General features: G+C 60.1%; 21 protein-coding genes. 6 read left to right on the top strand and 15 right to left on the bottom strand.

From position 1 onward, the window contains the following. Positions 1-8: 8 nt before the first annotated feature. Positions 9-1,043 carry an L-threonine 3-dehydrogenase gene (gene tdh, locus ASD36_RS19820; protein ID WP_060641746.1) on the bottom strand — a complete coding sequence of 345 codons (1,035 nt, stop codon included), beginning with the start codon at positions 1,041-1,043 and terminating at the stop codon, positions 9-11. 219 nt (positions 1,044-1,262) lie between these two features. Then, a complete protein-coding gene (locus ASD36_RS19815) occupies positions 1,263-2,450 on the bottom strand; it encodes a glycine C-acetyltransferase (protein WP_060641745.1) in 1,188 nt (395 codons plus the stop codon). A gap of 269 nt (positions 2,451-2,719) precedes the next feature. On the opposite strand from ASD36_RS19815, the gene ASD36_RS19810 reads away from it, so the two are divergent. Beyond that, positions 2,720-3,490, top strand: coding sequence for an SDR family oxidoreductase (locus tag ASD36_RS19810; protein ID WP_060505681.1), 771 nt, complete (start codon positions 2,720-2,722; stop codon positions 3,488-3,490). A gap of 142 nt (positions 3,491-3,632) precedes the next feature. On the opposite strand, the gene recQ is transcribed toward ASD36_RS19810, so the two are convergent. The 3 genes from recQ to dnaG all read right to left on the bottom strand — a co-directional run bounded on the left by recQ (position 3,633) and on the right by dnaG (position 8,417). Then, a complete protein-coding gene (gene recQ, locus ASD36_RS19805) occupies positions 3,633-5,489 on the bottom strand; it encodes a DNA helicase RecQ (protein ID WP_060505682.1) in 1,857 nt (618 codons plus the stop codon). Positions 5,490-5,660: 171 nt separating this feature from the next. Beyond that, a complete protein-coding gene (locus ASD36_RS19800) occupies positions 5,661-6,296 on the bottom strand; it encodes a LysE family translocator (protein WP_060505683.1) in 636 nt (211 codons plus the stop codon). A gap of 126 nt (positions 6,297-6,422) precedes the next feature. Beyond that, positions 6,423-8,417 carry a DNA primase gene (dnaG, locus tag ASD36_RS19795; protein ID WP_060505684.1) on the bottom strand — a complete coding sequence of 665 codons (1,995 nt, stop codon included), beginning with the start codon at positions 8,415-8,417 and terminating at the stop codon, positions 6,423-6,425. A 186-nt stretch (positions 8,418-8,603) separates the two neighbouring features. Between dnaG and ASD36_RS30310 the strand changes: the two genes are divergently transcribed. The 3 genes from ASD36_RS30310 (at position 8,604) to ASD36_RS19785 (ending at position 10,212) form a co-directional block, all read left to right on the top strand. After that, positions 8,604-8,897, top strand: a complete 294-nt coding sequence (locus ASD36_RS30310) for a BrnT family toxin (RefSeq protein ID WP_082512252.1) — start codon at positions 8,604-8,606, stop codon at positions 8,895-8,897. Next, positions 8,860-9,192 carry a BrnA antitoxin family protein gene (locus tag ASD36_RS19790; RefSeq protein ID WP_060505685.1) on the top strand — a complete coding sequence of 111 codons (333 nt, stop codon included), beginning with the start codon at positions 8,860-8,862 and terminating at the stop codon, positions 9,190-9,192. The genes ASD36_RS30310 and ASD36_RS19790 overlap by 38 nt, the downstream gene beginning before the upstream one ends. A gap of 123 nt (positions 9,193-9,315) precedes the next feature. Beyond that, positions 9,316-10,212: a hypothetical protein gene (locus tag ASD36_RS19785; protein WP_060505686.1), complete on the top strand. Its 897-nt coding sequence runs from the start codon at positions 9,316-9,318 to the stop codon at positions 10,210-10,212. On the opposite strand, the gene ASD36_RS19780 is transcribed toward ASD36_RS19785, so the two are convergent. Beyond that, positions 10,187-10,642, bottom strand: a complete 456-nt coding sequence (locus ASD36_RS19780; RefSeq protein ID WP_060505687.1) for a GatB/YqeY domain-containing protein — start codon at positions 10,640-10,642, stop codon at positions 10,187-10,189. The genes ASD36_RS19785 and ASD36_RS19780 overlap by 26 nt on opposite strands. A 285-nt stretch (positions 10,643-10,927) precedes the next feature. On the opposite strand from ASD36_RS19780, the gene carA reads away from it, so the two are divergent. Further along, positions 10,928-12,133, top strand: coding sequence for a glutamine-hydrolyzing carbamoyl-phosphate synthase small subunit (carA, locus tag ASD36_RS19775; RefSeq protein ID WP_060505688.1), 1,206 nt, complete (start codon positions 10,928-10,930; stop codon positions 12,131-12,133). Positions 12,134-12,195: 62 nt separating this feature from the next. Here carA and ASD36_RS19770 read toward each other — a convergent pair whose 3' ends face one another. The 9 genes from ASD36_RS19770 to ASD36_RS19730 all read right to left on the bottom strand — a co-directional run bounded on the left by ASD36_RS19770 (position 12,196) and on the right by ASD36_RS19730 (position 20,330). Beyond that, positions 12,196-12,579 carry a VOC family protein gene (locus tag ASD36_RS19770; RefSeq protein ID WP_060505689.1) on the bottom strand — a complete coding sequence of 128 codons (384 nt, stop codon included), beginning with the start codon at positions 12,577-12,579 and terminating at the stop codon, positions 12,196-12,198. Between the two features lie 88 nt (positions 12,580-12,667). Then, the gene (locus ASD36_RS19765) at positions 12,668-13,237 is read right to left on the bottom strand and encodes a GNAT family N-acetyltransferase (RefSeq protein WP_200963816.1); all 570 of its coding nucleotides are present in this window, start codon (positions 13,235-13,237) and stop codon (positions 12,668-12,670) included. Then, on the bottom strand, positions 13,234-14,652 hold the full coding sequence (locus tag ASD36_RS19760; RefSeq protein ID WP_060506044.1) for an MATE family efflux transporter: 1,419 nt from the start codon (positions 14,650-14,652) through the stop codon (positions 13,234-13,236). Before ASD36_RS19760 ends, ASD36_RS19765 begins: the two co-directional genes overlap by 4 nt. Before the next feature lie 170 nt (positions 14,653-14,822). Then, entirely contained in the window at positions 14,823-16,079 is a 1,257-nt protein-coding gene (locus ASD36_RS19755) for a TCR/Tet family MFS transporter (RefSeq protein WP_060506045.1), read from the bottom strand. Between the two features lie 227 nt (positions 16,080-16,306). Continuing rightward, a complete protein-coding gene (locus tag ASD36_RS31725) occupies positions 16,307-17,695 on the bottom strand; it encodes a calcium-binding protein (protein WP_060505690.1) in 1,389 nt (462 codons plus the stop codon). 325 nt (positions 17,696-18,020) lie between these two features. Then, the gene (locus tag ASD36_RS19745) at positions 18,021-18,344 is read right to left on the bottom strand and encodes a hypothetical protein (RefSeq protein ID WP_060505691.1); all 324 of its coding nucleotides are present in this window, start codon (positions 18,342-18,344) and stop codon (positions 18,021-18,023) included. Between the two features lie 144 nt (positions 18,345-18,488). Next, positions 18,489-18,839, bottom strand: a complete 351-nt coding sequence (locus tag ASD36_RS19740; RefSeq protein WP_060505692.1) for a hypothetical protein — start codon at positions 18,837-18,839, stop codon at positions 18,489-18,491. Positions 18,840-18,890: 51 nt separating this feature from the next. Further along, the gene (locus tag ASD36_RS19735; protein ID WP_060505693.1) at positions 18,891-19,226 is read right to left on the bottom strand and encodes a hypothetical protein; all 336 of its coding nucleotides are present in this window, start codon (positions 19,224-19,226) and stop codon (positions 18,891-18,893) included. 168 nt (positions 19,227-19,394) lie between these two features. Next, a complete protein-coding gene (locus tag ASD36_RS19730) occupies positions 19,395-20,330 on the bottom strand; it encodes a neutral zinc metallopeptidase (RefSeq protein WP_060505694.1) in 936 nt (311 codons plus the stop codon). 187 nt (positions 20,331-20,517) lie between these two features. Here ASD36_RS19730 and ASD36_RS19725 point away from each other — a divergent pair, with 187 nt between their 5' ends. Then, positions 20,518-21,546, top strand: coding sequence for a zinc-dependent alcohol dehydrogenase family protein (locus ASD36_RS19725; RefSeq protein ID WP_060505695.1), 1,029 nt, complete (start codon positions 20,518-20,520; stop codon positions 21,544-21,546). Positions 21,547-21,619: the final 73 nt, after the last annotated feature.

Genomic DNA, 21,619 nt, shown 5'->3' with positions numbered 1-21,619 from the left:
GAAAGCCCCTACCAGTCCATGACAACCTTTCCTGAGTTTCCGGAGCGCATCGCCTCGAAACCCTCGCGGAAATCGTCGATGCCGATGCGGTGGGTGATGATCGGCGACAGGTCGAGGCCGCCTTGCACGAAGGCAATCATCTTGTACCAGGTCTCGAACATTTCGCGGCCGTAGATGCCCTTGAGGTTGAGCATCTTGAAGATCACCTTGTTCCAGTCGATCTCAAAGCCGGTCGGCGCAATGCCGAGAATGGCAATCTTGCCGCCATTGTTCATCTTGTCGATCATGTCGCGGAAGGCAGGGGCAGCACCCGACATTTCCAGCCCGACATCGAACCCCTCAGTCATGCCGATCCGCTTCATCACGTCGGCGAGGTTTTCCTTCGACGCATCGACGACATAATCGATGCCCATCTTTTCGGCCAGCGCCAGCCGCACTGGATTGATATCGGTGATCACGACCTTGCGCGCGCCGGAGCGCTTGGCAACCATCGCGCCCATGATGCCGATCGGGCCGGCGCCAGTGACAAGCACATCCTCGCCCACCAGATCGAAGGAGAGTGCGGTATGCACGGCATTGCCGAACGGGTCGAAGATCGCGGCGATCTCATCCGGCACCTCGTCGGGGATGGCAACGACATTGTATTCGGGAATGCAGACATATTCGCCGAAGGAACCCGGGCGATGCACGCCGACGCCCAGCGTGTTGCGGCACAGATGCCCGCGGCCCGCCCGGCAGTTGCGGCACTTGCCGCAAACGATATGCCCCTCGCCCGATACCCGCTCGCCGACATGGTATTTGGTGACGGCCGATCCGATCTGCGCAATCACGCCGACGAATTCGTGACCGACGACCATCGGCACGGGAATGGTCTTCTGTGCCCACTGGTCCCAGTTCCAGATATGCACGTCCGTGCCGCAGATCGCCGATTTCTTCACCTTGATCAGCACATCGTTGGGACCGGGCACCGGCACCGGCACATGCTCCATCCACAGGCCGGTTTCAGCTTTGGATTTGACGAGCGCCTTCATCATGTTTGTCATTCAGCATTCCTTCTTTTGATCTTTTGGTTGCGCCGGCGTTGCTATCCCCCTCTTCTCCCCAGCGGGGAGAAGGTGCCCGTAGGGCGGATGAGGGGGCCGACACGGCACCGCTTCCAATTCCCGGATACTTGCCTCTCGCTTGCGCTCGAAGCATCGCTCCCCCTCATCTGTCCTTCGGACATCTTCTCCCCGCTGGGGAGAAGAGGGAGAAAGACGCCCTCAAATCACGCCCAGCTCGCGGCCAACCTCTTCGAACACCGCGATTGCACGGCGCACATCCGCCTCGCTGTGCGCCGCCGACATCTGGGTGCGGATGCGGGCCTGGCCTTTCGGCACGACGGGGAAGGAAAAGCCGACGACATAGACGCCCTTTTCCAGCATCTTGGCAGCAAAAGCCTGTGCCAGCGACGCATCGCCGAGCATCACCGGGATGATTGGATGACCCTCACCGGCGAGCGTGAAGCCCAGCTTGCCCATTTCGCTGCGGAACAGCGTCGCATTGGCTTCAAGCCGCGAGCGCAGCGCGTCGCCATTGTCGATCAGGTCGAACACTTTCAGCGAGGCAGCCGCAATCACCGGCGCCAGCGTGTTGGAGAATAGATAGGGCCGCGAGCGCTGGCGCAGCCACTCGACCACTTCACGTCTTGCCGACGTATAGCCACCTGAGGCGCCGCCAAGCGCCTTGCCGAGCGTGCCGGTGATGATATCCACCCTTCCCTCGACGCCGCAATATTCGGCCGAACCGCGGCCATGCTTGCCGACGAAACCGACGGCATGGCTGTCATCGACCATCACCATGGCGCCATACTTGTCGGCGAGATCGCAGACCCCTTGCAGATTGGCGATGATGCCATCCATCGAAAAGACGCCGTCGGTGGCGATCAGCTTGAAACGCGCGCCTTCGGCTTTCTTCAGCTCTTCTTCGAGCGCCGCCATATCGTTGTTGGCATAGCGGAAGCGTTTGGCCTTGGAGAGCCGCACGCCGTCGATGATCGAGGCATGGTTGAGCGCATCGGAAATGATCGCGTCCTCTTCGCCGAGCAGCGTCTCGAACAGACCGCCATTGGCATCGAAGCAGGAGGAATAGAGGATCGTGTCCTCCAGTCCGAGAAACGACGAAATCCGCGCCTCAAGCTGCTTGTGCTCTTCCTGGGTGCCGCAGATGAAACGGACCGAGGCCATGCCGTAGCCGTAACGGTCGAGCGCCTGCTTGCCCGCCGCAATCAGCTCGGCATTGTCGGCAAGCCCGAGATAATTGTTGGCGCAAAAGTTCAAAACCTTCGCACCGGACGCAACCTCGATCTCGCCAGCCTGCTTGGACACGATCACCCGCTCCGACTTGTAAAGCCCGGCGGATTTCAGCCCTTCGAGTTCGGAGGAAAGGTGAGTGATGAAGGCTGACGTCATGAAGGCCGCTTTCCAGGATCTGAGATCGGTTTGCGATGAATTCCTATCATATTCCGTTTGATATGACAGCGAAAGACGGCGCCAGCGGGCGGCGTTTGCACGACAGGATCGTTCCGGGTCTTGCCTGATTGCGACTTGACTGTTTCAAACAGGCTATCCACCCCAGCCCTTGAGCTTCTGCACCAAAAAACGGAAAACTGCAAAAATTAATTGACTGAGTCCACTATTTTGATGTCGATAGACAACGCTTTTAATGCGATGAGGAAGCCATGACTAGATTCGACAGATTTTCGCTCAAGAGCCGTGTAGCGCTTGTCACCGGTGGCGGGCGCGGGCTGGGACTGGAGATTGCCCGGGCGCTGGCAGACGCCGGAGCACATGTCGTCATCAATGGCCGCACGGCTGCGACGCTTGAAGGCGCGGTCAACTCGATCAGGGCCTCAGGTTGCAGCGCCGAGGCGATGGCTTTTGACGTCGCGGACCGTACCGCGCAACGAGACGCGCTTGCCAGTATTGAACGACGCCATGGACGGCTCGATATTCTCGTCAACAATGTCGGCGCCCGCGACCGCAGGCCTTTGGCCGAGTTCGACGACGATGCCATTCTCACCTTGATCCAGACGGACCTCATTGCCGCAACCACGCTATCGCGCGATGCGGCGGCAATCATGAAGCGGAACGAGTACGGGCGGTTGATCGCAATCACCTCGATCAACGGCTATGTGGCGATGCCGGGCGACGGGATCTATCCCCTTGCCAAACAGGGGTTGACCGGCCTGATGCGCTCGATGGCGGTCGAATTCGGCCCCTCCGGTATCACCAGCAACGCCATCGCACCCGGCTGGTTTGCCACCGAGACCAACGCAGCGATGGCCGCTGACGAAGACCTGATGCCGTTCGTTCGCCAGCGCATCCCGGCGCAGCGCTGGGGCCGGCCCGACGAGATCGCCGGTGCCGCCCTGTTCCTCGCCAGCGACGCCGCATCCTTTGTCAACGGCCATGTGCTGACGGTCGATGGCGGCATGACGGTCAGGATGTAGCGGCTCTCACTCTTCTCCCCGGCGGGGAGAAATGCCGAGCAATGCGAGCGAAGCGATGAGGGGCCGCGATTTCAGAATTCACCGCCCCCCACCCGCCCTTCGGACACCTTCTCCCCGGTGGGGAGACGAGGGAGCCAGCCCGTCAATCGAACCCGCGAATAACATCCAGGAACGCGTCGCCGTATCGCTCCAGCTTCGACTGGCCGACGCCGGAGATGCCGAGAAGGGCGTCGTGATTGTGCGGGCGGGCGGTGGCGAAAGCGATCAGGGTCGTATCCGGGAAAACAACGTAAGGCGGAACACCCAGTTCCTTGGCAATGCCGGAACGTGCCCGGCGCAGGGCTTCGAACAGTTCCGCATCCGAACCCGACAAGGCCGATTTGGCGCTGGATGACGCCGATTGCCGGGCGTTTTTACCCTTGCCGCTGACCGGCCGATCCTTGCGGAAGCGGACCTCGCGCTCACGCTTGAAGACGGCGCGTGCTTCCGGCTGCAGCTTGAGCGCCCCAAAAGCCTCGTGATCGACGCTGATCAGGCCGGCGGCCAAAAGCTGGCGATAGACCGATTGCCAGGTTTTCGACGGGATATCCTTGCCCGCCCCGAAAACCGGCATCTTGCTATGGCCGAAGCGCTCGGTCTTTTCATTCTCGGTGCCGAGCAGCACATCGATCAGGTGACCAGTGCCAAAGCGTTCGCCGGTGCGGTAGATCGCCGCCAGCGCCTTGATCGCGGCGTCTGTTCCATCCCAGGTTTCGACCGGGTTGATGCAGGTATCGCAATTGCCACACCCGCCGCCATGCGCCTCGCCGAAATGGGCGAGGATCGATTGACGCCGGCAGCCGGGTGTCTCGCAGATGGCCAGCAGCGCATTCAGCTTGGCGCGCTCGACGCGCTTGACATCGTCGCCCGATGTTCCGCCATCAATCATCCGGCCGCGCTGGATGACATCGGCCATGCCATAAGCCATCCAGACATCCGACGGCAGGCCGTCGCGCCCGGCGCGGCCGGTTTCCTGGTAGTAGGCCTCGACCGAGCCCGGCAGATCGAGATGGGCGACATAGCGCACGTTCGGCTTGTCGATGCCCATGCCGAAGGCGACGGTCGCCACCAGGCATAATTCCTCCTCCTTGAGGAAGGCATCCTGATTGGTATCGCGCACCGCGCGGTCCATGCCGGCGTGATAGGCCAGCGCGTAAATGCCCTGCCCGTTCAGCCACTCGGCTGTTTCCTCGACCTTGGCGCGCGACAGGCAATAGACGATGCCGCTCGATCCCTTGTGGCGCGACAGGAAACGCAACAATTGCTGGCGCGGCTGATCGCGCTCGACAATTTCATAGGCGATGTTCGGCCGGTCGAACGAGGTGGTAAAAACCTCGGCAGACTGCAGGCCCAGCCTGTCGATGATGTCTTCGCGGGTATGCGGATCGGCGGTCGCCGTCAGCGCCATGCGCGGCACGCCGGGATAGAGATCGCCCAGTTGGCCAAGCTCGCGGTATTCAGGACGAAAATCATGGCCCCATTGCGAGACGCAATGCGCCTCGTCGATGGCAAACAGCGAAATCGTCGCATTGCCGATCAAATCCTTGAAGCCCGGCGTGACGATGCGCTCAGGCGTTACATAGAGAAGATCGAGATCGCCATTGGAGATTGCCCGGCGGACATCGACGAATTCTTCGCGCGAGAGCGAGGAATTGAGCGCCGCTGCCCTGACCCCCAATTGCTTCAACGCCTCCACCTGATCCCGCATCAGCGCAATCAGTGGCGAAACGACGATGCCGACGCCATCGCGGCAAAGGGCAGGAATCTGAAAGCACAGCGATTTCCCCGCGCCCGTCGGAAACAGAACGACGGCATCACCGCCCGACACGACCCGCTCAACCACAGAAGCCTGCTTGCCCCGAAAAGCCGGATAGCCGTAGACCGTTTTCAGCACCGACAGCGGATTTCTGGCACCGTCAGTGTCAAAGGTGGGATCAATACGGTTCTGGGTCTGCGGCATGGAATCGCTTTCGTGGGAGAAAGCGGACTATGGCACAGGAACGGTTGTGGGCGCGAGGGCCGAGTTCTCATTGAAGGCGGTTGACCGGACCGTTTGGGATTGCCGCAACAACCGGATCCCGCTGGCAACAGCTAAGCGGTCCATTCGTCCGCTCGGCCGAAGGACGCGCCGTCAGACGCTCGCACGCCGGTAAAATGCCAGCGACCCGGCGAGCGCCAACAGAACACCTCCGCAGACGCGGTCGAGCCAGAGCGCGCCGGACGTTTTCAAAACCTTGACGGCCTGCGAACCAAGGGCTGCGTAGCCGAACATGACGAGGAAATCGACGGTAGCAAAGATCAGGGCAAGCACCGCATACTGGGTGAACTGCGGCTCGGACGGCACGATGAACTGCGGCAGGAAGGCCGAGAAGAACAGGTAACCCTTGGGATTGGTGACCGCGACCAGAAAGCTTTTCAGAAAGATCGCGCGCGGCGATCCCGAACCGGCCTGCGCCGCGCCGTGCAGCGTCTCATTGAGTGTGCCTTTCGAGCGCAGGAGCATGATGCCGAGAAAGGCGAGATAACCCGCACCGATCCATTTGACCACCGAAAACCAGAATTCGGACGCCGCCAGCAGCGCACCGAGACCGAGCGCCACGGCACCGATCAGGACAAAATCGGACAGGACAGCACCGAGCATGCCGATCAGCGCGCGGCGCACACCAAAGCGCGAACCATTTGTCAGCGCCAGAAGCACGGTTGGACCGGGCGTGGCGATACCGATGAACGAGACGAATGCAAAAGCCAGCAAGGTGATTTCGGTCATGGTTGCCCCTCCTCCGGACCTGCGCAGCGGCATCGCCGGCGGCGCAATCGAAAGGGCAGTCTTGCAATTGCCTTGCAAGGTGGCAAGAGGCTCACTGAACCGGTTTCGTCACCAAAAGAGCGTGCCCTACTTGCCCGCCGGTCCCTTGACGCGCCCCGACAACACGCCAAACCCGTCGACGATCGCTTCCTGGTTTTCCAGCCGCGTCACTTCGAGCTGCACTTCCTGCAGATTGCGCAGGATCTGGCTGACGGTGTCGTCATCACCTTCTTCCGTTGCGTAGGCCAGTTCGCTTTCCAGCTCGCGGCGCTGCCAGAGCAAAGCCTTGGTGCGCTGATGGAGAGCAAGCGCCTGCAGGTAACCTTCGCGGGCATCCTCCGGCGCTGCGGCCGTGGTGGCAGTCCACAGGCGGGCGAAGCGGATCTGCTGGTCAAGCGCTTTCAGAAGCGCATCGAACCCTTCGGCCTCCAGCTGCTCGACGAGGACTTCGCGCGTCAGGCGCGGACCTTTGGCGGCGGCGGCATTGAGCACCGAGGACCAGAAGCGCTGCAGATCGCGATTGTCGTATTCGATCGCGGAAATCTCGTCATACTCTTCAAACAGCAGTTGCGGATGATTGACGATGGTCAGCGCCAGCACGCTTTCGCGCAAGGGCGGCAGCGCCTGATGGCCGCTCACCAGCGACGAACGCGCCAGCCGGTCGGAAATGCCGGTGCGCTCCGACATGCGCGCGCCCTGCTGGCCACCGCGCCCCTGCCCCTGGCCGCGTCCGCCGCCCTGGCGCGGGTTGCGGTCAAAACCGCGCTGGCCGTTCTGTTGACGGGAGGCGCCCTGAAAGAACTGGTTGAGCCGATCGCGGATATCCTGGCCGTAGTGACGGCGGACATTTTCATCGGCAATGACAGAAACCACCTGTTTCAACGTCGCTTCCAGCTGGGCCCGGCTCTCCGGCGTATCGAAGCCACCGGCCTGGGCTTCGCGCAACCAGACCATTTCCGACAGCGAACGCGCTGACGCCATGACCTTGTCGAACGGCGCGCGTCCTTCGTTGCGGACGAGATCGTCCGGGTCCTTGCCATCCGGCAGCATGGCGAAGCGCACGGAGAAGCCGGGCTTCAGGTGCGGCAGCGCCAGATCGACGGCGCGATTTGCGGCACGGATACCGGCACCGTCGCCATCAAAGCAGAGTACCGGCTGCTGCGTCAGTTTCCAGAGCAGCGTCATCTGGTTTTCAGTGAGTGCCGTGCCGAGCGGCGCGACTGCATTCTCGATGCCGGCCTGATGCAGCGCGATGACATCCATATAGCCTTCGACGGCGATGATCGTGCCTGCGCCGTCGGCACCGGACATGGCGCGGCGCGCGCGAGCGAAATTGTAGAGAACGTTGCCCTTATGGAACAGCTCGGTCTCGTTCGAATTGAGATATTTGGCCGGCGCATCCGGCGACATGGCGCGGCCGCCGAAGGCGATGACCTTTTCGCGCGATGAGAGGATCGGGAACATGATGCGATCGCGGAACCGGTCATAGGAGACGGGAATGTCGGGACGATGGACGACCAGGCCACAGGCCTCGATCTGGTCCTTCGGTATGCCCTTCCCGGCCAGAAACTCCTTCAGCGCATTGCGGCTTTCCGGCGCATAGCCGAGCCGGAACGTTTCGATGGTGCGGCCGGTCAGCCCGCGGTCGCGCAGATAGGCACGCGCCTTGGCGCCGTTTGCGGTCTGCAGCTGGGCTTCAAAAAACTGCGTCGCCACTTCCATGACTTCCTGCAGGCCGATGCGCTGGCGGTCGCGCTTTTCCGCCTCGACATCCGGCTGCGGCATGGCGACACCGGCGAGATCGGCAATCTGCTGCACGGCTTCCGGAAAGGCCATACCGTCAAGATCCGTGAGGAAGCGGAAATGATCGCCCGACACGCCGCAGCCGAAGCAGTGATAGCGGCCCTTGCGGTCCTCGCAGTGAAAGCTCGGCGACTTCTCGCCATGGAACGGGCAGCAGGCCCAATAGTCGCCGCGCGAGGCATTGGTTTTCTTGCGATCCCACGTGACACGCCTGCCGATCACATCCGAAATGGGAACGCGGTCGCGGATCTCGTCAAGGAAGGTGTTGGAAAATCGCATGGATACCTCTGGGCTGGCTTCCATATAGGCGGCAATCGCCGCCCGCGCCACAAGAGGGGACGCATGATACCCGCAATTCACAGGTTGACGGAATTCGAATACGTATATACAATTATATATGCAAATTCATTATCCGAAAGGAAACATATGTAGGCAAGGCGACATGTCATTGTTGAGAGTTCGGAAATGCAGCACGCAGATAACAAATTCCCATCTTTTGAATGGGACGAAAACAAGCGCCTTATTAACATTCGCAAACACGGTATCGACTTTCTGATTGCAGCGGCCGCATTGAACGAGCCACATGTCGAAAGCCAAACCGACAAGAACGGAGAAGTCCGCACACTGGCGATTTGCCCTTCGTCGGGAACCTTGATCGCAATAGTCTATACGATGCGGAAAGAGGCCTGCAGGATCATTTCAGCCCGTTCGGCACACAAACATGAGCGAAGACAATATCGTCAGATATTCGCTGGATGAAATCCGCGAAAAAATTGCCAAGGGCGAAGACCGCACCGACTGGGCGCGCGTTGCAGCCCTGACCGACGAGGATATCATGACGGCCATGCGGGACGACCCCGACTGGGCGGAATTCGTGGATGTTGACTGGTCGAAGGCGACGATCGTCTACCCGACCCCGAAGAAAGCCGTTTCGATCCGGCTCGACGAGGATGTCATCGACTTCTTCAAGAAAAGCGGAAAAGGCTATCAGACGCGGATGAATGCGGTGCTCAGGCATTTCATGACGGAGCAGAAGAACCGCAAGAACGGATAGCCCCCGACCGCCACCCGGCCTCTCCAGGAAACCTTGCATCTGGGCAGACCTGCCCAGAATAGGCCATTGATGCCGGATGCAGAACAGGCAATGAATTGTTGGCATCCCTCCGGAAACCGCCCGATGCCCTTTGTCGCAAGCGATCTCGTGTCCAACAGCGTCTTTTTTGCCGCCATGCAGGAAAATGCGCGGCAGATGACGGCGCAGTTTGCGGAAAATCCGCGGTTGAGCTCGATCTTTGCCTCGCAGCAGCGCTGGCTGATGGCGCAGCTGGGCCTGTCGCTGCATTACCGCCGCGCTGATCCGGACAAGGGCCTTTATGCCGGGCGTTTTGTTGCGAACGCCGTGCAATACGGTATTGCCAGCCGCAACACCGCTGGCGCCTTCGTCAAGGAAATGCTCGCCTATCGCTTCGCGCGTCCTGCCGACAATCCGCCTGATCATCGTATGCGGCCGCTGGAGCCCACCGATGTCGCGATAGAATCCGTCGTCAAATGGCTCTACACGCATTTGGCCATTCTCGACATGCTGGACGGTGGCAAAAGGGCTGTGGCGCTGGCAGAAAAACCGGCGCTGTTTGCAAGTCTACAGCCCGCCATCGCGCAGGGAATTCTGGAAAACCACGCGGTGCGCAACCCCGGCGAGACGTTCAATCTGTTTACCTGGGCCAATTCCGGCGGTGTGGTGATGGATTGCCTGATTGCCCTGATCAGGGATTTCGATCCGGACGCGCCCCGCATCCGGATCGGGCCAATCTCATCGGCCGAAATCTGCCAGCGCTACCGGATCTCGAAAACCCACCTGAAGCGGCTGATGGACAAGGCGGCAGAGATGGGCAGCCTTGGCCATGATAGCGGTGCCGGCAAGAACATGCTCTGGCTTTCGCAAGGGTTTATCCGCGAATACCGGACCTATCAGGCGGAAAAATTCGCGATTATCGACGCGGCCTTTCATGCGCAGGCCGCGCCGGAAGAAACGGCAGACAACCCCGCCGTCAGCCAGCTGTCAGCAGTTCCTTGAGAACGGACGACGCCTTGGCGAAATCCATCTGGCCGGCATAACGCTCTTTCAGCACCGCCATGACCTTGCCCATGTCCTTGATCCCGCCGGCGCCCGCTTCGGTGATCGCAGCGGCGATATTCGAGCGTATCTCGGCCTCGCTCAATTGCTTGGGCATGAAATCCTGAACGACAACGATCTCGGCGCGTTCCTTGGCGGCCAGTTCCGGGCGGGCATTGTCTTCGTAGATCTTTGCCGATTCCTCACGCTGCTTGACCATCTTGGCCATGATCTGCAGGATTTCGTCGTCGCTGGCGTCGCCTTTGCCAGCGCTGCGATTGGCGATATCGCGGGTCTTGATCTCGGCCTGGATGAGGCGAATGGTGGACAGCCGCGGTGCGTCCTTTGATTTCATCGCATCCTTGAGGGCGGCAGCGAGTTGATCGCGCATCTTTATCTTCTCCTGTTTGATGGCGTTTCATAAACCAGCCGGACGAGCCGGAGCAAACGAAATGCGAGTTTCCGTAGTAAAAGCTGCAGGAAAAGCCAGATCCCGCTGTCTTCAAGATTGACCTTGCCGGACACTGCAGTTATTGACCGTCACCTGCACCAACATCGTGACCAGGCCTGACAGCGCGCGCCCATCGCCCGCATCTGCCCGCCTGCAAACCACAAAGGCCGGACGGCGCTCCTTTGGGGAGCGTCCGAGACGCGCCGCCTGAACGGGATGAAGACAATGACCGCGACAGCCCCCTGGACCACCGCAAAACCAACCGCTCTGCTCGTTCTGGCCGATGGCACCGTCATCGAAGGCAAAGGCATCGGCGCCACCGGCAAGGTACAGGCCGAGGTGGTCTTCAACACCGCACTGACCGGTTACGAAGAGATCATGACCGATCCCTCCTATCTCGGTCAGATCGTTACCTTCACCTTCCCGCATATCGGCAATATCGGCGCCAATGACGAGGACATCGAAGACCTGACGCCGGCAGCACGCCACGGCGCGGTCGGGGTCATCTTCAAGGCTGACATCACCGATCCTTCCAGCTACCGTGCGGCAAAGCATCTCGACGCCTGGCTGAAGGCGCGCGGCATCATCGGCATGTGCGGCATCGACACCCGCGCGCTGACCGCCTGGATCCGCGAGAACGGCGCGCCGAACGCGGTCATCGCCCATGACCCGAACGGCGTTTTCGACATCGAGACGCTGAAGGCCGAAGCCAAGGCCTGGAGCGGGCTTGAAGGTCTCGATCTCGCCAAGGTCGCCTCCTCCGGCCAGACCTCGCGCTGGAGCGAAAAGCCCTGGGTGTGGAACGAGGGTTTTGACGAACTGGCCGACGCCGACACGACGCACCATGTCGTCGCACTCGACTATGGTGTGAAGCGCAACATCCTGCGCCTGTTCACCGGCCTTGGCTGCAAGGTCACAGTCATGCCGGCAACGACATCGGCCGAAGACGTGCTGGCACAGAAGCCGGACGGCATCTTCCTGTCGAACGGCCCGGGCGACCCGGCAGCAACCGGCGAATACGCCGTCCCGGTGATCCAAGAGCTGATCAAGAGCGACATCCCGCTGTTCGGCATCTGCCTGGGCCACCAGATGCTCGGCCTGGCACTCGGCGCGACGACCGAGAAGATGCACCAGGGCCATCACGGCGCCAACCACCCGGTCAAGGATCACACGACCGGCAAGGTCGAGATCGTCTCGATGAACCACGGCTTCGCGGTGGATTCGAAGTCCTTGCCGGAAGGCGTTGAAGAGACTCACGTTTCGCTGTTCGACGGCACCAATTGCGGTCTGCGCGTCACCGGCAAGCCGGTCTTCTCGGTCCAGCACCATCCGGAAGCTTCGCCCGGCCCGCAGGACAGCCACTACCTCTTCCGCCGCTTCATCAATCTGGTGCGCGAAAAGAAGGGCGAACCGGCGCTGGCCGAACGCTGATATCCACCATCCTGAAATGCCAAAAGCCCCGGTCTCTCAATGGAGTACCGGGGCTTTTCGATTCAGCCGTTGAAGACGATGGCAAGCTTGTTGCCGGCCGGATCGCGCATATAGGCGGAGTACCAGTCCGGGCCATATTGCGGACGAGGCCCAGGCTCTCCCTCGCTGCTGCCACCATTGGCGAGTGCCGCGTGGTAAAAAGCCTCAACCTCGTCGTGGGATTTCGCCATGAAGCCGACCATCGTGCCGTTGCCGGGGGTCGCCGGTTCGTGGTTGAACGGTTCGCAAACCCAGAGCAGAAACCCCTCCCCGCTGCCGCCCAGGGTGTAGCCGCGCCAGCCGGGATAGTTTGCATGTGCGCTCCAGCCAATCGTGGCTAGCGCCGCATCGTAGAATCGCACCGACGTTGCGTGATCCAATGTTCCAACAGTTGCATATGCCGTCATCACGTCCTCCCTTTGATCACCGGCAGGCTAAGCGAAAATCCAGAACAAATAAAGAACAAAATTACACGAAAGAAATGCAGCTTCCGGCTTAATGCCCCTGTGCCGACTTCACCTTCGCCCATACATCCCGGGTCAGCCGGTAGCACATCCAGCTGACGGGTGAACCGGAAATATCGAGCACCGCATCATAGGCATGCACGGCGCCGAGCTTGGCGGTCGCTTTCTGTGAACGGATATTGGTGGGGTCGATGTGGAACCAAACATCATCGACACTCTTGAAGGCATGGTCGAGCATCAGGCGCTTGATCTCGAAATTGGTGGCGCCGCCCCAATAGGCATTGCTGAGGAAGGTGAAACCGATCGAGATATCTTGCGGCTGATCGGGTGCCACATAATAGCGCGAGCAGCCGATCAGCTTACCCGTGGCCCGGTCGATGAAGACCAGCGTGCTCCGGCTGGTCAACTGGGCGTCGAAATACTGGCGGAAGATCTCCGGTTTGTAACGGTCTTTCGCCGGATGCCCGGCCCAGACGGCCGGATCGCTGCCGGCCGCGTAGAGTTCATCGAAGTCATCGGCCGTCAGAGGACGCAGTAGCAGCGTCTCCCCTTTTAATTCCGGCTGAAGATTCAGGCCATCTTCCGGCATGCCGCGGCTCACAAAACGGTTCCGGCCGGCAAGGCCAGCAGCTTGCGCTCCCGCTTCAGGAAGAGGAAGAAGCGCCAGGTGAGCGAAACGCTGGCGGCGGCAAGACCGAGCACGAAGCCATACCAGACGCCGACACCACCGAAACCGAAGTGGAAGGCGAGCAGATAGGCGGCGACAAAGCCGATCGGCCAGTAGGAAACCAGCGCCAGCACCATCGGCACGGTCGTATCTTTCAGGCCACGCAGCATGCCGGCAGCAAGGGCTTGCACCCCATCGACCAGCTGGAACGCGCCGGCAATGACGATCAGCGGTCCGGCAAAGGCGAGCACTTCGGCCGCATCCGGCCGGTTGGTATCAAGATACATCGCCGCCAGCTCATGCGAGAAAATCGCAAAGACGGCGCTGCCGATGAAGGCAAAGCCGCAACCGATGACAAACACGGCGATCGCTGCGCGCCTGATTCCCTCCGCATCGCGGCGGCCATGGGCAAGGCCGATACGCACGGTCGCGACCTGCGCCAGCCCGAGCGGCACCATGAAGGCGACGGAGGCAAACTGCAGGGCGATGCCGTGCGCGGCAAGCTCGACAGTGCCGATCATGCCCATCAGCAGCGAGGCGACGGTGAACAGGCTGACCTCGGCAAGGATGGTGACCGCGATCGGCAGGCCGAGCTTGACGACATCCCTCAGCACCGGCCAGTCCGGCCGCCAGAACCGCACGAAGATTTCATAGGCCCGGGTCTGCGGCTGCGCCTGGATATAGATGTAGAGCAGCACGAAGCTCAGCGTGTTGACGATCAGCGCCGAAATACCGGCACCGACGATGCCCAGCGCCGGGGCGCCGAAATGGCCATAGATGAATACGTAGCAGAGTGCGGCATTGGCAAGCAGCACGATGATCGTCACGTAAAGGATGATGCCGGCACGCTCGAGCGAGCTCAGGAAGCCACGCAGAACCATGAACAGCAGCGCCGGGAACATGCCCCAGAGCGCAACATGCAGATAGCTTCCGGCAAGGGCTGCCACTTCGGGCTTCTGCCCCAGCAGCAACAGGACGTGCTCGGCTTGCCAGAGAACCGGCGCCATGATGACGCCATAGCCGAGCACGGCCCACATGCCCATGCGCACGGCGCGGCGCACGGCAACACGGTCGCCGCGGCCTTCGGCCTGCGCCACGATCGGCACGACGGCATTGGCAAAGCCGGAGCCGAAAATGAAGATGGTGAAAAACGTCTGAGCGGCCAGAACCATGGCCGCAAGCTCGGTCGTGCCGAGGCGGCCGACCATCAGCACGTCGGTGGCATGGATGGCGAACTGCGCAAGCTGCGCGCCGACGAAGGGCACACCGAGCGCAATGGTGGCGCGATAATGCGCGGACCAAGAATTATCGGTGCGGACGCCCGTGTCGACAGGGGGTGAAGTCAGCATGTGAGGATAGGCCTTTGGCTTCGTCGCAACCGGTATGGGCCGCAAGACGGAAGATTTTGAAATAGAACAACCGATTGAAAAGCACCAGCCAGAACGGCAAATGTGCTTATTTTTTCATCCAAAGATCACAGAAGTTGATCTTTTTTCGAGCGTCAATCCGGGAAAGCAGGTCAGGCAGCCTGTCCGGCCACACCACCATCATCGATTGAGGCAGGCTCCGGCCGCACTTTTAATATGTACACGGCAATGGCCAGCACAATAAAGATGGCACCCAGAACATATGGTGCGCCGGCAAATGTGACGGGCGCCTGCGGGGCCGTGAAGAGACTGAAGATCTGCGCGAACATCAGCGGCCCAAGGATCGTCGTGAAGCTGGAAATGCTCGACAGGGCGCCTTGCAATTCGCCCTGCGCCGACGGAGGCACCTTGGCGGACGCGATACTGCGCAAGGGCGGATCCGCAAGCGCTTCAAGGCAGGTGACGATGATCACGGCGTAGATCATCCACCCCTGAAAGGACAAGGCATAACCAACCAGACCGAGTCCGGTAAAGATCAGCCCGACGGCTCCCGCCTTCCATTCGCCGAGCAGCGGAATGGCTTTTGGCAGAACAAAGCCCATCACCAGCGCCCCGCAAATCCCGAAGATGCCGAGAGACAGGCCGATCTGCCCTTCGCTCCAGTCATAACGATAGGAGGCGACGAAGGACCACACGGCCGGATAAACCGCATGCGCCTGCCAGAACAGGAAGAACACCAGCAGCACCCAGCCGATGCCCGGATAATTGCGCATCTGCTTCAAGGCTCCTAGCGGATTGGCACGCTTCCATTCGAAGCGGCGGCGGTTTTGGCTTTCCAGCGTCTCCGGCAGCAGGAACCAGGCGACGACGAAATTGACGAAGGACAGGGCCGCCGCACCATAGAAGGGAACACGCGGGCCGAATTCGCCGAGCAGGCCACCGAGCACAGGACCGAGCGCAAAGCCGGTGCCGAAGGCGATACCGATCAGGCCGAAATTCTTCGCCCGGTTGGTATCATCGCTGACATCAGCGATATAGGCGGCAGCGGTCGAGAAACTTGCGCCGCTGATGCCCGCCAAAACCCGTCCGACGAACAGCATCCAGTAGGTTGTTGCCAGCGCGCAAATCAGGTTGTCGAGCGCAAACGTCAGCACCGAGGCAAGCAGGATTGGCCGGCGGCCGAAGCGGTCGGACAGATTGCCGATCAAGGGCGCGAAAATGAACTGCATGCCGGCATAGGCCAGAAGCAACCAGCCGCCATCAACGGCTGCTTCGCTGATCGTATCGCCGGTCAGCTCCTTCAGATAGGCGGGCAGCACCGGCACGATGATGGCGATGCCCATAATATCCAGGAAGAGGATAAGGAAAACCAGGAACAGGCCACGCCGCGTTGATTTCGGATCGATCATCGAACAAACCTTAATGGGCATCCGGCGGCGCGCGGATACAGAACGCGAACATGACAGGCAAATCGTCTGTATCGGAAAATTTTGACGGAAACAATCCGTGAACATTTCACTGTTCGTGATGAGTGCTTCGGGAACATTGATGAGCGGGCGCAACATACCCAAGGGATAGCTCCCGTTCCAAACGATGACGGATGTTCCGTTACAACGGTTGCCTGAAAGGGGTGGGGCTAGAGGATGAAAAGCCCCTTAGTCAGCACGACAGCGTCGTCGAGATGAATGGCGAAATCAGCCTTCTTGTCGCCGTTGACATCGGCGTAGATGTAGCTATCAGACACCTTTTTGTCATAGCGCAACTCACCCGCCTTGCCCGAAAAAGCCTTCGTTCCGATAAAACTGAAAGCCTGATTACCGCTGAGCTTCAGATTGGCGTCGATGGCCGACAGATCGACCCGATCGCCTTCCTTGGCGCTGAAATCGTAGATGGTATCCCGAAAGGCCACGCTGTTGGCGGATTCCTTTGTACTCTTGAAGACAAAAATATCCTTGCCGGCACCACCGAAGAGTTTATCCGCACCGGCGCCGCCGATCAGCTTGTCGTTCCCCGCGCCACCGCCAAGAATATCGTTTCCGGTATTGCCCAACAGCGTATCGTTCCCACCGGCGCCGTAGGCGATATCGTTGCCCGCCTTGACGTCGATCGTATCAGCTGCGGAGCCGCCAACCAGAGCATCCCTGCCCGCCGTGCCGGCAAAGACCGATTTGATCGGAGCTATCGTCACGTTGAAAGAACCGCTGTCTGTAGCCAGCGCCACCCCATAACCGAACGTGTTCTTGTTGCTGACAAGTTTATCCAAGATACCGGAACCGATAGTACTCAGCACGTTCTTCAAGCCATTACTAATGCCTGTCACATCGAGTAGCCCCTTGCTGGTCACGTCATCCAGACGCTGGAACATGTCTTCGGGACTGCTGCGCTCGTTGACACCGTCATCGATGATGGAAAACAGATTGGTGTGAAAGTTGGTCAGAGCCTCCTTGATCCGAAAGCTCTCTTTCGCAGCTTCATACTGGCCTAGTACGCCGCGATTGAGCGCCAGATTTTCAAGGAAACCGTCAGCTTTATCGAAAAAAGCAGAGTAAGTTTTGGCGACTAGGAATTGTTTTATTCCATCAGTGGTCCATTCACCCGGAACAAGGTCGCTAAGATTCCACCGATCTAACGTCTTGTCGAACTCGATCTTCGCAGACGTCAGTTGGTCCTTGATGTTGTTCCAGTCCTCTCCCCAATGGGTATCAGTCGGTGAAGGCATATCCGGCAGGAATTGTTCGAATCTGGTATCCGTCGAGGAGGAGAAATAGTCGTTGACGGCGGCTTCGAACAACATGTCCGGCGGATATTGATCAACGATCGTCTGAACCAGTTCAAGCCCACGAAACAGACTGTCAAAGTTTCCACTTGCAAACTGGCTTATGACATCAGCCACCTCCGATGTGTAAAGGCCGGCATCCTGCAAGTAGCCGATCACTTCGTTCCAGTCGACTGATGCGAAGTCGAATGAGGACAATAGCGAAACATACCCGGATATTTCGCCCACCGTAAACGTCTGATAGCTCATCCTTCCCTCCGCAATAAATAAAATCTGAAATACCGCCAAACCGAAAAATATCAGACACGACTAAAATCACAAGGCCGCACATACCGCCAGCAAAAGTTGCAAGGATACTGCAATCATGAGAAGCGATATTCCGCAAAACATCGGCAGAATGGCGCAACCCGCAGACTTTAATCCTAGCCCCCCGGCATGCTCTTCAGAAAGCGCATGAAGACCCACAGTGAGGCCGCAGATGCTCGCGACCTGCACTATGGAAATTAGAAAAATCGGACAGGCAGATAAGCGGGAGATGTCGCGGGAAACGCAGACGGCGCAGACCAATCGGTGACTATCTTACATAAACGATCTTGCCGCCATTGAACGCGGTCTGGATGCCGACGACATTGCGCAACTGGACGCGCTTTTTCTGGAGAAAACCACGCAGATAGGCGTCAGACCGGATTTCGTCCTGCGCCTTGGCGATCGTCTGTGGCGAGGGGTAGCGATAGGTGCGCGGCACCTGCTGTGTTTCGTCATCACTATCGACCTCATTCTTGATGATGATGACGGTGATGCTGACCTGGCCGGAACGCGCATCCCGGGCGCTGGCAAGGCCGCCAAGCGGCATGGCCGCGACCAACACGGCAAACGTGAGCATGATGAGTCTGCGCATTGTTCTCTCCTCAGAGATCCAGTGACGGCTTCCAGCGGCCGGCAGACTGTCACAGACGGCTACTGCGACTGGTAAGGACCGGGTGCGCGCGATCGTCATGGCGGCGCGCAGTCACGGTGATGAAACCAGACGCCGCCGTCCCGATCACTTCACATAGACAATCTTGCCGCCGTTGAAGGCGGTCTGGACGCCATTGACGTTGCGTGCCGGAATGCCGCGCTTCTGTAGGGCCGCACGGATGTTGGGCGTGTTGCGGATTTCCTCCTGCCCCCTGGCGTAGGTCTGCGCCGACGGATAACGGTAGGTGCGCGGCACTTGCTGGAAATCGTCCGGGCCGATATAGTCGCGGATGATGATCACCGTGACGCGGGGATTGGTGTTGGCGGCCTGGCGAGCGGTCGGCGCCCTCTGGGCATAGGCCGTTCCCGTTGCCAACCCGGCACCAAGCGGAGCTAAAAGGGCGGCAGCCAGAACAAGCGTAACGATCTTCTTCACTGTCTTTCTCCTTCAGGCGTTTGCGGTCACACGTACCGCAATGGGCCGATATCATCGTGTATAAATGATCTTGCTACCATCCAGCGCCGTTTGAATGGCAAGGACATTGTGCGGCCGGATGTTTCGCCGTTCCAGAGATGCCCTGATGACTCGATTCGAGGCAATTTCCGCCTGCGCCCGGGCGCGCGTCTCTGCCGACGGATCACGGAAGATCGCCGGAGCGCGATCACCGCCACGATCGCCGGACCTCACCATGACAACGGCGATGCCGGGCTCCATGGGGTGGCCGAACAGGATGGTGCCGAGTGTTTCGGTCGCCGATGCGGGCGGCACGGCCGAAAGGGCGAGCGCCGCAGCCGCAAATGTCAGGGGGAGGATTTTCCGCATGCTTATTCTCCTTCAGTAACCACCCGGCCGGGCTTGCCATCGGTGTCGTCTTGTTCAGGAGATATAGGTTATCCCGCCGCTTTTGCGATCACCATGCTGCGGCGCGCGAGATTTTTTAATGCTTGCCGTAAAGACGGCGCGTCCGCGAAAGGACGCGCCGTATGCCACTCAGATGTTGCTGTTGAACGTATCGCAGGCAGAAAGCTTGCCGCTGTCGAAGCCGCGCTTGAACCAGGTCGAACGCTGCGCCGAGGTGCCGTGGTTGAAGCTTTCGGGAACGACATAGCCCTGGGTGCGCTTCTGCAGCGTATCGTCGCCGATCTGCGTGGCGGCGTTCAACGCTTCTTCCAGATCGCCCTGCTCGAGAAGCCCCTTCTGCTCGGTATATTTGCCCCAGATACCGGCGAAGCAATCCGCCTGCAATTCCACCCGCACCGACATCTGATTGGAATCGGCTTCGCTCATGCGCTGGCGCTGCGCGTTCACCTTGGGCAGAATACCGAGCAGGTTCTGGACGTGATGGCCGACTTCGTGGGCAATGACATAGGCCTCGGCGAAATCACCGGATGCCCCGAATTTCTGCGCCAGCTCATCGAAGAAAGCCATGTCGAGATAAACCTTCTGGTCACCCGGGCAATAGAACGGGCCGCTGGCGGAAGACGCCATACCGCAGGCCGAATTGATGCCGTCACGGAACAGAACCAGTTTCGGCTCGACATAGGTTTCGCCGCTCGCCTGGAAGATGCCGTTCCAGGTGTCTTCGGTCTCGGCCAGAACGGTGGAAACGAACGCCTTGGTCTCTTCCTCGGCGGCAGAGCCCTGCGGCGATTGCGACTGGGTCTGCTCGTAGCCGGACTGGCCGGGCGACTGGCCACCGTCGAGCACCTGCAGCATGTCGATACCCATCATCTTCAAGACGAAATAGATAGCAACGAGGAAGATGATCGTGCCGATGCTCATGCCGCCGCCACGGCCGCCACCGCCGGTCGGCAGGCGGAAGCCACCGCCGCGGCCGAACGGATTACCGCCCATCCCGCCCCGCACAGGACCCGCTCCGCGCTCGTCCTCGATATTGCCCGATTGACGCCGGCCCTTCCATTCCATGATCTGATCTCCCCGTGCTGGCCGCTCAAGGCCCTCAAGCTTTTCAAGACCATATAACGCGCCAGACGCGATTTTGTACAAGACCCAAATGACAAAGTTTTTCACTCGCGAAAATTCGATCCGGCCGTTGGCAGCCGGTGAAAGGCCATGCCAGTATGGCAGCCATTGTTTTGGGAGGAACGAGCCTATGAAAGCCATGCGCCTGGAATCGATCGGCAAACTTTTCGTGCGCGAGATCGAGACGCCCGTTCCGGGGCCGGACGACCTTCTGGTCCGGGTCGAGGCCTGCGGCATCTGTGGTACCGACCGCCATCTGCTGCACGGCGAATTTCCCTCGACGCCCCCCGTGACGCTCGGCCACGAGTTCTGTGGCATCGTCGAGGCTGTGGGTGCTGACGTGAAAGGCTTCAAGCTGGGCGCGCGCATCACCGGCGACCCGAACATTTCCTGCGGCCGCTGCCCGCAATGCCAGGCAGGCCGGATCAATCTCTGCCGAAACCTGAAGGCCATCGGCATCAGCCGCGATGGCGGTTTTGCCGATTATGTCATCGTGCCGCAGAAGCAGGCGTTCGAAATCCCGCTCGATATGCCCGCGACCCACGGCGCGTTCTGCGAACCGCTTGCCTGCTGCCTGCACGGCGTCGATATGGCTGAGATCAAGGCAGGCTCTTCGGTCGTTGTACTTGGTGGCGGCGTCATCGGACTTTTGACGGTGCAGCTGGCGCGGCTGGCGGGGGCAACGACCGTCATTCTCTCGACCCGGCAAGAAGCAAAACGGAAGCTGGCGGAAGAACTGGGCGCGACTGCCAGCATCGATCCGTCGGAAGGCGACCTGATCGAAGCCATTACCGGACCAGGCGGACTTGTTCCCGGCGGTGTCGATGTAGTGATCGAATGCGCTGGTGTGGCGGCGACGGTCGAGCAATCCACCCGGCTTGCGAAACCCGGCGGCACCGTCGTCATCCTCGGCGTGATGGCACAGGGAGAGACGGTCCGGATCGAGCCGTTCGACATTCTCTTCCGCGAACTCAGGGTGCTCGGCTCCTTCATCAATCCGTTCACGCATCGCCGCGCTGCCGATCTGGTGGCATCGAGGGTGATCAATGTGGAAAAGCTGATCTCCCGCACAATCACGCTTGAAGAAGCGCCGGACGTGATCCGCAATCCTCCGGCGGCAGGCGAAGTCAAGGTCCTGGTGGTAAGCAACCGCGTCTGATTCGATCGCCGTGCCACCTCTTAGATTTTCCGGTCTATCGTGATACAAGAATTGCGGTGATCTCAAGCTATGG

The sequence above is a fragment of the Rhizobium sp. Root1334 genome (genome assembly GCF_001426665.1).
Lineage (GTDB): Bacteria > Pseudomonadota > Alphaproteobacteria > Rhizobiales > Rhizobiaceae > Pararhizobium.
Note: the sequence above shows the minus strand (reverse complement) of the source record. Positions and strands in the feature narration are given on the sequence as shown.